This is a genomic window from Protofrankia sp. Cas3 (assembly GCF_963555955.1).
Lineage (GTDB): Bacteria > Actinomycetota > Actinomycetes > Frankiales > Frankiaceae > Protofrankia.
The window spans coordinates 35264-48513 of record NZ_CAUVXP010000015.1 but is presented as its reverse complement, the minus strand read 5'-3'; the positions used below and the strand labels follow the sequence as shown (position 1 = coordinate 48513).

Here is a 13250-nt window from a genome sequence, read left to right as displayed (position 1 = left end):
CGCCCACCCCACCGACCAGACCGGGCTGGTGTGGCCGGTGAGGGTGTGCAGGGTGTGGCCGGTGGTCGGATTCCAGATCCGCACCGTGGCGTCGGCGCTGCCTGAGGCGAGTAGTAGCCGGCCGTCGGGGCCGGTCGCCCACCCCACCGACAAGACCGGGCCGGTGTGGCCGGTGAGGGTGCGCAGGGTGTGGCCGGTGGTCGGATTCCAGATCCGCACCGTGGCGTCGGCGCTGCCTGAGGCCAGTAGTAGCCGGCCGTCGGAGCCGGTCGCCCACCCCACCGACCAGACCCAGGCGGTGTGGCCGGTCAGGGTAGCCGATGGTTCGGTGACGACGACGTCACCCGGCCCCCACGGCTCGTCCGACCGCGGAAGATCCCACCGGCGGATCTGGCCGTCATCGCCACCGGTGACGATGATCGGAGTGCCATCGTCGGCGGTGGACGCCGCGACCGTGAGGACGTCGGTTGGGTGGGAAAGAATGTCGATCTGGTCGCCTGCGTCGGCGTCCCAGATCCGGACGTTGCCGTCGTTACCGCCGGAGGCTAACATCCGCCGGCCGTCCGGCCATGGCACCCAGCACACCGTCCACACCGGCGCCCCGTGACCTTCCAGCGTCTGCAGCAGCCGTCCGCTGATGACATCCCAGATTCGCACCGTATGATCGTGGCTGGCCGAGGCTAGCAGCAGTTGGGCGCCCTCGCCCGCGGCGAATGCCAGCGATGTGACCCACCCGGTATGGCCGTCGAGTTCCGCCAGAGGCTCCCAGCCTCGTGCCAGCCTCGGGCTGTCTTCTGGATCCCAGTCCGGCGGGGACCACAGCCGGATCGTCCGGTCGAGCCCGCCGCTCGCGAGCACGGGTTGGCCGTTGACTGCGACCCCGAAAGCGAGTGCCAGCACCCGGTTGTCGTGGCCGGATAACTCACTCGGCATTCCCGTGCGCCATCCATCCACCGTCGATGTCGCCGGCAGCATGTGCTGTGTGTGCACGATGGCGCTGTCCCCCGCGTACGCGAGCAACCACGAGCCGTCCGACTGCCGTGTTGTGGCGACCGCTCGCAGCGCGCCGCCGAGCCAGTCCTGGGTTGGCGCCGCGTCGCCGTCGATGACGGTGACGCGGTTCGTCCCGTCCTCGGACACGGACGCCACCGAACCGCTGCGCCCCAGTTCACAGGCGGCGATCGCGCGCACCTGGGACTCATGCCGGGTAATGGTTCGCGACGCACCGGACCCCTGGGTATCCCACATCATCACAGCGCCGTCGGCACCGCCGGAGACCAGTTGGCGGGAGCCGTCGGCATGATCCACGAACGCCAACGACCACACCTGGCCTACGTGCGACCCGACGACCCGCGGCCGGCGGGGCGTCGGATCGGTCGCGGGAACCGCGGGCTTGTCACCTGTGGTGACGGCGGCAGCCGGTAGCGAGGACGTGACCTCGACATCCCAGATCCGGACGGTCCGGTCGGCGCTGCCGGAGGCGAGGAGTAGCCGGCCGTCGGGGCCGGTCGCCCACCCCACCGAGTTGACCCAGTTGGTGTGGCCGGTCAGGGTGTGCAGGGTGTGGCCGGTGTGCGGATCCCAGATCCGTACCGTGGCGTCGGCGCTGCCTGAGGCGAGGAGTAGCCGGCCGTCGGGGCCGGTCGCCCACCCCACCGACCGGACCGTGCTGGTGTGGCCGGTGAGGGTGTGCAGGGTGTGGCCGGTGTGCGGATCCCAGATCCGCACCGTGGCGTCGTCGCTGCCGGAGGCGAGTAGCAGCCGGCCGTCGGGGCCGGTCGCCCACCCCACCGACCGGACCGTGCTGGTGTGGCCGGTCAGGGTGTGCAGGGTGTGGCCGGTGTGCGGATCCCAGATCCGCACCGTGGCGTCGGCGCTGCCGGAGGCGAGGAGTAGCCGGCCGTCGGGGCCGGTCGCCCACCCCACCGACAAGACCCGGCCGGTGTGGCCGGTCAGGGTGTGCAGGGTGTGGCCGGTGTGCGGATTCCAGATCCGTACCGTGGCGTCGGCGCTGCCTGAGGCGAGGAGTAGCCGGCCGTCGGGGCCGGTCGCCCACCCCACCGACAAGACCCGGCCGGTGTGGCCGGTCAGGGTGTGCAGGGTGTGGCCGGTGTGCGGATTCCAGATCCGTACCGTGGCGTCGGCGCTGCCGGTGGCGAGTAGTAGCCGGCCGCCGGGGCCGGCCGCCCACCCCACCGACCCGACCCAGCCGGTGTGGCCGGTCAGGGTGTGCAGGAGGTGGCCGGTGTGCGGATCCCAGATCCGCACCGTGTCGTCGTAGTTGCCGGTGGCGAGTAGTAGCTGGCCGTCGGGGCCGGTCGCCCACCCCACCGAGTAGACCAAGCTGGTGTGGCCGGTCAGGGTAGCCGGTGGTTCGGTGACGACGATGTCACCCGGCCCCCACGGCTCGTCCCACCGCGGACCCGGCCCGGCCGGCCGCGCGCCGCCCGGCCACGGCGGCATCCCCGACGGATCACCCGTGCGGCCCACGGTGCGGGCATGGGCGACCGCCCAGGCACGCAAGGCACCGTCCACCGGCTGGGCGTTGCTCGAGAAGGCCCCCGAACCGGTCCCCCGTTGCTCGTCCACAACCGCCCCCGTTGCTCACCGGCGTCCCGTCGGCGTCCCACCGGCACTGCCCTGTGACGATCAGCGTAACCCCGCCGACCACACAGCCCACCCGATATCGGGGGCCGGTCAGTGGGCGGCGGGGTCGACGCCGTATCGCTGCGCCAGCAGGCGGAAAACCCGGTTGTGGGGCTGGTCGCGCAGGGCGGAGGTCAGCAACGCCCGGAACGGCGTCGCGACCGCGCCGTTCTCCAGGTCGATGAGAATCATGTTCCAGATCTGCTCGGGTACGGCATTGGCAAAGCCGGGACGCCGCGACCGCGGATAGCCGATACGGCTCAGCATCCGCTCGGCCGCCATGTCGGTGGTGAAACTCTCCGCCAGGGCGGTCAGCAGCGTCTCCCGGTCATCCCGGCTCAATGAGATGTCCACACCGGCCGATCCCGAGGCCGCCCGTGCCGCTGCCGCTGGCTCGGGCCGGTCATCCACCGCAACCGCCTGAAGTGCTCCCGGGCCGGGACGTGCAGGCAGCAGCGGGGGATTCCCCAGCGCAGGTTCGATCTCCAGCGGCCGACCGAGCAGGACCCGCAGGATGGTCTCAAGCCCGGCATCGGAGATCTCATCCACCTGGTAGTGGGTGGTCGAGTAGGGCCGGAGGAACAGCGGGATGTCATCGGCGGTCGCGTCCGGGAGCACGACCGGCAGAACCCGGAGCAGGCCCGCACGCTGGTCGCGGTAGATGACCTCGCGGACCAGGCCGGCCTCCCACTGCACCCCACGACCGTCGTCGGCGGCGGCATCCCCGTCGGCCCGACGCCGATACGCGGGTGATGCGATCACCAGGATGAAGTCGGCCGCGCGGATCTCCCGCTCCATCCACAGGGTCCAGTCCTGCCGCCGCTGGGACGCGGGCAGGTCGCACGTCGCGTCGATCCCACGCATGCGCAGAAACCAGTAGAGCTCCCGCACGGACTCGTCGTGTCCCGCGGACTCCTGCGTCCCGCCAGCGTGCGCGTAGGAGATGAACACCCTCGGCGGACGTTCTGTCCCCGCGTCGACATTGGCACCGGCTTCGGCGCCGGCACTGGCTTCATCGCTCACGCACACCTCCTGCTGCGGACAGGCAGGCAAATCGTAGCCATCACCCCGGCTTCATCTGCTCCCTCGCGTCCCTCGCGGAAGGCACGTGGCTCCGGCCGCTGGAGGTCAGGCCGGCGGTAGTCGGGTTAGCGGTAGTCGGGGTTGGGGTAGTCGTCCCGGCAGCCGGCGTCCCAGGCCGAGCGTTGGTTGCCGTGCGTGGGGATGCCGCCCGCGTCCTTGAGCATCTTCGCCAGGTGCAGCAGGTTCCAGGTCATGAACGCGGTGTTGCGGTTGGTGAAGTCGTTCTGCGGTCCGCCCGAGCCCGGATCGAGATAGGACGGCCCTGGTCCGGCCTCACCGATCCATCCCGCATCGGCCTGCGGCGGGATCGTGTACCCGAGGTGCTGCAAGCTGTAGAGGACGTTCATGGCGCAGTGCTTCACGCCGTCCTCGTTTCCGGTGATCAGGCAGCCGGCAACCCGGCCGTAATAGGCGTACTGGCCCGCTTCATTGAGCAGATGCGAGCAGGCGTACAGCCGTTCGATCATTTTCTTCATCACGGAGCTGTTGTCGCCGAGCCAGATCGACCCGGCCAGCACGAGGATGTCGGCCGCCAGAACCTGCTGGTAGATGGTTGGCCATTCGTCACTCGGCCAACCGTGCTCGGTCATGTCCGGCCACACCCCGGTCGCGATATCGTGATCAATCGCGCGGAGCACCGTGACCTCGACACCGCGCTCACCCATCAGGGCGGCGCTGCGATCGATCAGACCCCCGGTATGGCTGAGTTCGGGTGAGCGCTTGAGCGTGCAGTTGATGAACAACGCCCGCAATCCGTCGAACCGCCATGTGGTCTCGTCGCTGTTCGTCGTCATGGCACGCTCCCCGGTCCCCGTATGGCGCAGCGACGCCACGGTGGGTCGCAGCCGTCGGTCCACCGTGATCTAACCACCGCCGCCGGCAGTCGACCAGACCGCGCGGACCTCCCAGCCTGCGCGGACCTCCCAGACCGAGTCGGGAGAGCGGATCATGCAGTAAGGATGTGAATTAGTTGCTACTACAGCAGCACTGGATTCACATCGTTGAGCCGCTGCTCGTGGACGGACTGCTGGTGGCCCAGCCGCTGCTGGTGCCCGCGGTCAGTGGGGGGCCGCCCCAGCCGCTGCTGGCGGACGGTCGCCACGTCGGGAACCGCAGGATCAGACGGTCCTGGAGCACTCCGAGATTCTGGCGGGCCAGGTCATCCCACCATTGCCGGGCTTCCCGGTGTGCGGCCCCGTCGATCTCCACCCAGACCCGCCATGGCTCGTACCAGACGTCCAGGTAGCGACGACCGCCCAGCTCGACCATGTGCTGGCGCCGGGCGGGCGGCAGCCCGTGGCGACGTTCGATTCGGCGGTACAGCATCTCCGCCACTGACTCAGCGCCAACATCAAGATCTGCCAACGTGTCGACGATCAGGCGGCGACGCCGCGCTCGCCCGCGCTGGTCCAGCGCAGCCCGCACTTCCCCGACGCTGACCAGCCGTTGCTGTACGGAGGCAGCGAGCGCGGCCCTGGCGTCGTCGTCCCGGGCCGCCCAGCCCGCCATGTCGACGACCGAGCGGGCGAGCCTGGTCCGCGGGGGAACGCGGACCGGATGGACGTCGGCTGAGGTGAGTTGGCTGCTGCGGTGCACCACGATCCCCTGATGCCCGGTGAGCTGCCGGTCTGACGGCACAGTGACGAACACGGTCGCCGCGTCGAACCCCCGCAGACCGTCGAGCGTGGCCGCTGTGGACCCGGCAAGGACGGCTCCCGGCCCGGCCCGTTCCAGCGCGCACCAGAGCCATTGGAGACGGGTCAACGGCCCGGAGTGGGTGACGACGACTCCCCGTAGCGGCCGTTGCCACCGACCTGTGCTGACCCGCCACCGCAGTTCCCCGGGGCGCAGGCCGCCCGCGATCGCGTCCCGCACTGCCATCACGCCGCTGCGATCCCGGGCGATCATCTCCCATCCGCCGTCGTGCGGACCTGCGGTGGACGTCACAACTATGAACGGTGACAGGGCACACGCCCGAAGTCGTCACGCTGGCGTCAGCTGTGGATAACCGTCGGCCCGCCGGCCGAAGGATGTGAATGTGCCGTTGCTGGAGTGGATAACCGTCGGCCCGCCGGCCCATCGACCGAGGGATGTGAATCTGCTGCTATGGGAGCAGCACGAAAGTCACATCGTTCGGACGACGCTGGCCCGCGGCCTCGGACGAGGCTGGTGCGGGTGGGGGTTCGGACGACCGCAGGCCCGGAACCCGCTCCAGCGGCGGCTTTCACGGCGGCTTACGCGGCGGTCAGTCCCGATTGCCGGGCGACCTTCCCGGCGACCTGACGGGTGAGGTTCTGCTCGCGCGTGGGGTCTGGCAGTCCGTTCACCTGGATGACCAGAAGGGAGCTCTCGACGCGGCCGGACATGATGATGATTATGTCGATCGTGACGGGGACCCGTTTACCGTTGGCGGTCACCGTCACGCTCATGCGTATGGCACCCGTGGCACCGGTGGGCGGGGTCAGTGAGCGGGTCGAGTTGAGGGTGGCATGCGCGCCGGTGGTCGCGACCCCTTCCTGGAACGACTGGAAGAAGAGCTGGCCAAAGCATGTGGGTGCCTGGGCGCGGGTGAGGATGGCCGCATCACGGGTCACGTCGGCCGCTGGGGCGATCTCCGCCTGCGAGGCGACCGTGGTCAGTCCGTCGGTGCTCGAGAAGTAGGGGCCGTCCGTCATCTCGGTTGCGTGGTCTTGGATGTCGGCGAGCGGTACGCCCAGGCAAGACGCGATCTTGCTCTCTGCTATCTGCGGATTCGCCTGTTTGTCGGGGGATGTGTCAAGGATGAAGCCGGCCGTTTCGGGGCCTTGGGTAAGGACGAAGTCGCCCGCATGCAGGATCGGTGCCGCGGCGGCTGCCGGCGCGCTGGCCTGCGCGCTGGCTGGCGCGCCGACCGGCTTGTCGGCCGGCGCTCCGGTCGACGTCCCGGTCGGCGCTCCGGCCGGAGCACCAGCTGATCCGCTGGCCGGAGCGCTGACCTTCCGACCCGAGGCCGTGCCGCCGCACGCAGCCAGGCTCAGCAGGCCAAGCAGGCTGATCCCCACGACGGCTGCCTTTGATAAGCCTCGATGTTGAAACGATTGCCGCAGTTCCATGCTTCTCCCCGCTTTTCACTGGTCTACGTTGCGTGCCGGTCGACGTTGCGTGCCGGCCGACGGATCCACAGCGCCATCTTGTGACCTCTTGTGACCTTTTATGACCACAAATGAACCATACGGAAGTGTCCAGTATGGACGGAGCACCGGCCACGGGTCGCGTCAGTCATCGTCTGGATGCTCTGCGGGATGCTCTGCGGAATGCGCGCGGGGGTCGGCATCGTGGGCCGTCAGCCCGATGGTGCCCGGCGCGACCAGCCGTGCTGCAGGTAGGCGGTCTGCCCGGTGCGAAGTGCGGCCACGCACGCCTGGATGCGCCGGGCCACCCGTGGGAGGAGCAGCGTGTCGCACTCGGTGGGCGCGCACAGCCGCCAGGCGGTCAACTCGTCCGGCGGTAGGCGCACGCTGTGTTCGGCATCGGTTTCGGTGAGTGTTCCGCCATCAAAGATGAAGTGGATCAGCGGCGGTCGTCCGTCGTCCTGGGCGGGGACCCAGTCGACGCCGAGCAGCCGCCCCGGCTGCAGCGCCAGCCCGATTTCCTCCCGGACTTCGCGGCGGGCCGTCTCCCACGGGTACTCGCCCGGATCCATGGCGCCACCGGGGAGCAGCCAGGTGTCGGTGCGGTAGGTAGGTTGGACGAGCAGGACCCGGCCGCCTGGATCGCGAAAAAGCGCCCCGGCTGCGGCGAGCACCCGGGGAAGGGTTGCGTAGAAATCGGCGGGTGGCAGTTGTGCGTTGCTCATATCACCTCTGATATCTCCGGCGTTCACACCCGACCGTTCACGTTCGCCAGTTCACGTTCGCCAGTTCACACCCGACCATTCACGTTCAACGTAAGTTTCCGTGCATCCGTCGGATAATCAGGCGCTCCGGCGGGTATGTGACCATGATGGAACGCTGGACGCGCGCGATGATCCGTTATCGGTGGGCTGTCGTGGCGGTCTGGGTGGTTGTCTTCGTCGTGTCGAGCGCTGCCGCGTCCGGGCTGAGTCGCCTTCTGACGAATCGCTTCTCGCTGCCGGGTACCGACACACAGCGAGCGGAGCGCGTCCTCGATGATCATTTCGGTCAGAAGAGTACCGGATCCTTCATGATTGTCGTGCGCGGCGCGCCGGGGTCTGCCCCGCAGCTCCTGCCCACGGTCGATCAGGCGGCGCGCAGGGCGGCCGGCGTTCTTCCCAGTGGGGAGGTCGCATCGGTTCAACCGGTGTCCGACTCCATCGTCAACGCCCGCATCGTGTCGAATCTCGAGCCGGCCGACGCGAAAGGCTATACCGACAGGATGCGGGCAGCGGTCGGCACGGTACCGGGTGCTCATGCCTACGTCACCGGCCAGGCTGCGATCGAGCATGACCTCGATCCCGTGTTCAAGCACGATCTCAAGGTCGGCGAACTCTACATCGCCATTCCGATCGCGCTCGTCATCCTCGCGTTCGTTTTCGGGACGTTGGCCTTCCTCCTGCCTTTGATCTTCGCTGCGGCCGCGATCCCGACGACCCTTGCGATCATCTGGGTTTTCGCGCACTACATGGAGCTGTCGACGTATCTGCAGAACCTGGTCACGCTGATCGGCCTGGGTATCGCTGTCGACTATTCGCTGCTCATCATCTATCGCTACCGGGAGGAGCTCCACAGCGGTAAGGCGACGCAGGACGCGATCGTCGCCACGATGGCGACAGCCGGCCGCGCGGTCGTGTTCAGCGGCACGGCGGTCGCCATCGGTCTCACGCTGATGCTGGCCATGCCCCTGCCGTTCATGCGTGGTTTCGGCATTGGCGGCCTGTTCATCCCGATTATTTCGGTCGCCTGCGCACTGACCCTGCTACCCGTCCTGCTGTACTTCCTGGCCGCGAAGCTCGATCGGGTGCGGCTCCTACCGCGCTCCATCACCGAGCGCCGAGAGGCGGAGGAGAACGTCTGGGCTCGTCTCGCATGGACGATCATGCGCCACCCGGCGGCCATCGCGGCGGGCAGCACGGCACTGCTCGTCGCGCTTGCGCTGCCAGTGCTGGCCCTCGAGCTCGGACCGGGCTCGAACAAGGGCATCCCGCGCACTCTCGAGAGTGTCCAGGGCCTTGACATCCTTTCCGATGCGGTCGGCGCGGGCGCCCTGGCGCCGACGACGGTCGTCATCGACTCCCACCGGCCAGGCGGGGCCGATGACGCCCAGGTGCAGGCCGGGCTGACGCGGCTCCAGCACAGTCTTCGTGCCGATTCGCAGGTCGCCGCGGTCATCTTCGACCCTGCCAGCACGCAGTTCGTCGACCCGTCCCGGCGTTACCTGCAGCTACAGGTGATCGGGAAGAGTGAGTACGGGACGCCCGTGTCGCTCGACTTCGCCCACCGCCTGCGCCAGGATCTCGTCCCGGCGGCCGGGTTCCCCACCGGGGTCGCCGTCTACGCCGGCGGCGGCCCTCCGAGCGGGGTCGACTTCCTGCACCTCACCTATAGCGCCTTTCCCTGGCTGGTGCTCGGGGTGCTCGTCCTCACGTATTTCCTCCTGCTGCGGGCTTTCCGTTCGATCATCCTCCCGCTGAAAGCAATCGTCCTGAACCTGCTTTCGATCACTGCCGCCTACGGCCTGCTGGTGGTCTTCTTCAAGTGGGGCGTGGGTGGCGCGCTCGGGCTCATTTCCTTCGACCAGATCGAGGGCTGGATCCCGGTCTTCATCTTTGCGATGGTGTTCGGTCTGTCCATGGACTACGAGGTCTTCCTCGTGAGCCGGATGCGCGAGGAGTGGGACGCCGGCCGGGACAACGAGACCGCGGTGGCGCTCGGGCTGGCCAAGACCGGGCGCATTGTGACCGCGGCCGGCCTGGTCATGTTCGCCGCCTTCATGGGCTTCGTCGCCGGGTCGATCGTCGGTCTGCAGCAGTTCGGGTTCGGGCTCGGCGCGGCGATCATCATCGATGTGACCATCATCCGTGCACTGCTCGTTCCGAGTGCGATGGCACTGTTCGGGCGCTGGAACTGGTGGCTGCCGCACAATGTCGCGCGGGTCTTCCGGGTCAGGAACTCGCCGCTGGCACCCAGAGCACCCAGCGCACCCAGCGCACGCCCGGCGCCCGGTCCGAGCAGTGTCGGTGGCTGACGTCCACGTGGCGCATGCTCCCGACGGGCAGGGTCGCCGGGATGGCGCCACTATCGGACTATGGAGGTTCATCGGACTATGGAGGTTCATCGGACTATGGAGGTTCATCGGATTATGGATGTTCCGGGACCGCACCGGTTTGACTACACCGCCGAGCTGGACCGGGTCCGGGTGGCACTCGGCGAGCTCGCCGCTGAGGCGAGTCGGATCGTCACAGCCGCCACCGCCGCTGTGGCCGGCCCCGATGCCGGCCGGGCTGATACCGCTGCGGTCCACGCCGCCCTGCAGAGCCTGCAGGTCCGCAGCCGGAAGCTGGACGACGAGCTCGTGGTGCTCCTCGCCTGCCAGAATCCGGTGGCCGGTGACCTACAGCTTGTGGTCGCCTGTCTGCGGATAGCAACCGGGGTGGAACGGATGGGCGAGCTCGCCGATCACATCGCGGCCACCGCCGACCTCCGGCGGCCCGCCCCGGTGGTCCCGGCGCCGCTGCGTCCCACCATCACCCATCTCGGCCGGCTGTGCGGCGACCTGGCCGACCAGCTCGCCGCCGCGATCCGCAAGGATGACCGGGAGGCGGCCCGGCAGGTGGAGGACGCCGACGACCAGATCGACCAGATTCACCGGCGGCTGCTGGCAACCCTGACCGATTCGGCGTGGCCACACGGGATTCAGAGCGCCGTGGACCTGACGTTGCTTTCCCGCTACTACGAACGGTTCGGCGACCAGGCCGTCACCGCGGCCCGTCGGCTCGCCGGCATCCACCCGGCGACAAACCGCTAGGTGTGGGTCGAACCGAGCTCGCTGCGCTGATACCAGCTGTCCCCGACGATAACGTCTGAGATGTTCTTCGCCTCGCAGTAGCCGATGAGTTCCGACATGCGGTTGATGAACCCGTGCCCGGAGAAGTTCAGTGAGGTGTTGCACAGGACGCCGTAGCCCGAAACAGCCCGAAATGATTCCAGCAGCCGGTACAGAGTGGGCTCGTCGCTGGATCGCACCGACTGGACCCTCGCCATTCCGTCGACATGGGTGACCGCTGGCAGAGCATCGGTCCGGACGTGACTGAAGTACAGCATGTACGGGTCCTCGACCGGGTTGTCGAACCAGAGGCCCATGTCCTCGGCAATGCAGCAGGGCGCTATCGGTCGGTACCCTTCGCGCTTTTTGATCGTGTTGAGGAGGTCCTTCGCCCCGGCGGTCAACGGAAGGTCTCGAACAGTCGGTTGGTCAGATACCGGGCGGCGGTGTGCAACAGCGGACTGTCGACACCGCAGTTGTACAGGGCGGAGTCCTGGAAGGAGATCTTCTCAAAAGGCTCAAACGTTTTTCCGGGTTTCATGAATTCCTCGACAACCTCTTTCACCTCGGACCGGGGTTCGGAGCCGGCTGCATATGCGGTGAGGGCCATGATCTTTCCCGCGTCCTGCAGCCGGGGTACGTCTCCGGAGTCCCAGAAGGTGGGGTCGGCGAGAGCGAAGAGCGCGGCGTAACGTGAGCCGGGCTCCGCCAGAACCGGGAGCGGTGTGATCTTCGCTCCATAATTCTGCCAGTGGTAGAAGGCGCCGATCTCGCCCTCCCACACCAGAATCATGCACTCGCGTAGCGGAGCGGCCGGAGCCATCGCCGCGACCATGAAAAGATGCTGTGACAGATAACCTGGCAGCGGCTTGTGCCAGCCACCGATGGCCAGCACGTCCGGCTGCCCGGCTGCCATGTCCATGGCCTGGAGAACCAGCGACGCCGAGATCCCTCCGCACGTCATACGGTTGCCGGACCACGTCGAAACCGCCCACCCACGCGCGTCCGCCGGCTGGCTTCAGCAAGGTGGTCAGTACCCGGACGGTCGTGGTCTTACCGGCGCCGTTCGGACCGAGCAGGCCGAGGATGGTTCCTGGCTGGACCTCCAGATTCAGCCCGTCCAGAGCGTGCGCGTCACCGTAACGCTTCACCAGACCTTCGACAGCAATTGCTGGCTTCATAGTGGTACAACTTCCTCATGTGTTCCCCGGGAATCGGCGTGCGCCGGGAACACGGTCGTCGTGATGATGTGCTGCGTTGCGTTCGTGTGCTGCGCCGCAGGCAGAGCGCGTGAACCCCAGGTCGTGTTGCTCAGGGTGCAGAGTGCATAGACCTTCAGGGGAAGGATCAGGCCGACGTTGATGAATTCGTGGAAGGCAAACCCGAAGAACGCCAAGTTCCTGGCGCGCCAGGCACCATAGATGCAGCGCAGTAACGCGAGCCCTGCCATAGCGGCGACCGACCACCACGGCGGTGGAGCCGCGGACACAGCGACAAGAGCGAGTCCTGTGATCATTGACAGAAGGAGTAACAACGACGCCAGATTCTGCCCGATGACGTCAAGGGTCAGATAGCGGTGCAGGCGGGGAAGGAGCCTGATGGCAAGGAGGGTGTCCCGATAGGTACTGCGGGCCCACCGGAGCTGTTGGCGCAGGTAGGGGCGAATCCGCTCGGGGACGACGGTCGCGGCCGTCGCGTCCGGGATATAGACGGTGCGCAGGCCCGACCGCAGTATGAGAATTGTCAGGTGGCGATCCTCTCCGAAGTCGCTCGGTCGCCCACGAAACATCTGGGTCTCGTAGTCGTCGAGGACGGTCGTGAGCACGGAGCGCCGGTAGATCGCGCACGGCCCGCAGCAGCACATCACCGCTCCGAAGACGGACTGAGCGGCCCGTTCCTGGTTGCAGGCGATCCAGTACTCCATGTTGACCAGTCGGGTGAGCCAGGTCGCCCGACTGTTACTCGCCACCATGTGCCCCATAGCCGCACCCACCCCGGGGTCGGCCATCGCCGCCGCCAGTTTGCCTACGACGTCGGGTTCGATGGTCGTGTCGGAGTCGATTGCCACGACAAGGTTGCCAACCGACTGACGGATGGCGGCTACCTGGGCCTTCCGTTTTCCCACGTTGGCTGTCAACGGCAGGATCACAAATCGTCGGTCGCGACCGAATTCATCGTAAACGGCCTGGAGCTGCTGGCGGTTCCGTGAGCCGTCGTCGACGACGTACACCGTGAGAAGGCCTTCGTAGTCCTGGTTTGCGACGGAGCGCAAACAGGATGCGAGTACCTCCGGTTGTTCGTTGAAGCACGGAATGATCACATCGACGCTGGGTAGTGCGGTGGCGGGTCCGAAGTTTCCCGGGACGGTTCTCCGTCGCCGATACGTCCGGTGAGCGAAGCGAATCTGCGTTACCAGGTAGCCGATGGTGAGAAAGGCATAGGCCGACAGCACGCCGGTGAAAAGAATCCGTAAGACCACGATTGTCGTATGCATGGAGTCCTCTGTTCCAGGAGTCGGGCGGCCCGCGCGGCCGGTAGAA

At 67.5% G+C, this 13250-nt stretch carries 11 protein-coding genes and 1 pseudogene; 2 read left to right on the top strand and 10 right to left on the bottom strand.

The window, feature by feature from the left end:
* The 6 genes from U9983_RS05095 to U9983_RS05070 form a co-directional block, all read right to left on the bottom strand.
* Nucleotides 1-2589: WD40 repeat domain-containing protein (locus U9983_RS05095; RefSeq protein ID WP_322752906.1), on the bottom strand; the 2589-nt coding region annotated here is incomplete at its 3' end.
* Between the two features lie 108 nt (nt 2590-2697).
* Nucleotides 2698-3669, bottom strand: a complete 972-nt coding sequence (locus U9983_RS05090; RefSeq protein ID WP_322752905.1) for an effector-associated domain EAD1-containing protein — start codon at nt 3667-3669, stop codon at nt 2698-2700.
* Between the two features lie 125 nt (nt 3670-3794).
* Nucleotides 3795-4523: a flavodoxin family protein gene (locus tag U9983_RS05085; protein WP_322749949.1), complete on the bottom strand. Its 729-nt coding sequence runs from the start codon at nt 4521-4523 to the stop codon at nt 3795-3797.
* A 199-nt stretch (nt 4524-4722) separates the two neighbouring features.
* On the bottom strand, nt 4723-5637 hold the full coding sequence (locus tag U9983_RS05080; protein WP_322752904.1) for a hypothetical protein: 915 nt from the start codon (nt 5635-5637) through the stop codon (nt 4723-4725).
* Nucleotides 5638-5963: 326 nt separating this feature from the next.
* Nucleotides 5964-6770: a hypothetical protein gene (locus U9983_RS05075; protein WP_322752903.1), complete on the bottom strand. Its 807-nt coding sequence runs from the start codon at nt 6768-6770 to the stop codon at nt 5964-5966.
* A gap of 281 nt (nt 6771-7051) precedes the next feature.
* Nucleotides 7052-7564 carry an NUDIX hydrolase gene (locus U9983_RS05070; protein ID WP_322752902.1) on the bottom strand — a complete coding sequence of 171 codons (513 nt, stop codon included), beginning with the start codon at nt 7562-7564 and terminating at the stop codon, nt 7052-7054.
* Between the two features lie 167 nt (nt 7565-7731).
* Between U9983_RS05070 and U9983_RS05065 the strand changes: the two genes are divergently transcribed.
* Both U9983_RS05065 and U9983_RS05060 read left to right on the top strand, forming a co-directional pair.
* A complete protein-coding gene (locus U9983_RS05065) occupies nt 7732-9912 on the top strand; it encodes an MMPL family transporter (RefSeq protein WP_322752901.1) in 2181 nt (726 codons plus the stop codon).
* Between the two features lie 114 nt (nt 9913-10026).
* Nucleotides 10027-10692, top strand: coding sequence for a phosphate signaling complex PhoU family protein (locus U9983_RS05060; protein WP_322752900.1), 666 nt, complete (start codon nt 10027-10029; stop codon nt 10690-10692).
* Here U9983_RS05060 and U9983_RS05055 read toward each other — a convergent pair.
* From U9983_RS05055 to nodC, 4 genes and pseudogenes are all read right to left on the bottom strand, one after another.
* A complete protein-coding gene (locus tag U9983_RS05055; protein ID WP_322752899.1) occupies nt 10689-11114 on the bottom strand; it encodes a carbamoyltransferase C-terminal domain-containing protein in 426 nt (141 codons plus the stop codon). The two genes, U9983_RS05060 and U9983_RS05055, sit on opposite strands and share 4 nt — an antisense overlap.
* Nucleotides 11111-11674 (bottom strand): hypothetical protein, encoded by a 564-nt coding sequence (locus U9983_RS05050; protein ID WP_322752917.1) that lies wholly within the window; start codon nt 11672-11674, stop codon nt 11111-11113. The genes U9983_RS05055 and U9983_RS05050 overlap by 4 nt, the downstream gene beginning before the upstream one ends.
* Nucleotides 11643-11891: pseudogene (locus tag U9983_RS27720) on the bottom strand (ATP-binding cassette domain-containing protein); the annotation flags it as partial. The pseudogene U9983_RS27720 and the gene U9983_RS05050, both read right to left, overlap by 32 nt.
* Nucleotides 11888-13204, bottom strand: a complete 1317-nt coding sequence (gene nodC, locus U9983_RS05040; RefSeq protein WP_322752898.1) for a chitooligosaccharide synthase NodC — start codon at nt 13202-13204, stop codon at nt 11888-11890. The pseudogene U9983_RS27720 and the gene nodC, both read right to left, overlap by 4 nt.
* Between the last annotated feature and the right edge of the window lie 46 nt (nt 13205-13250).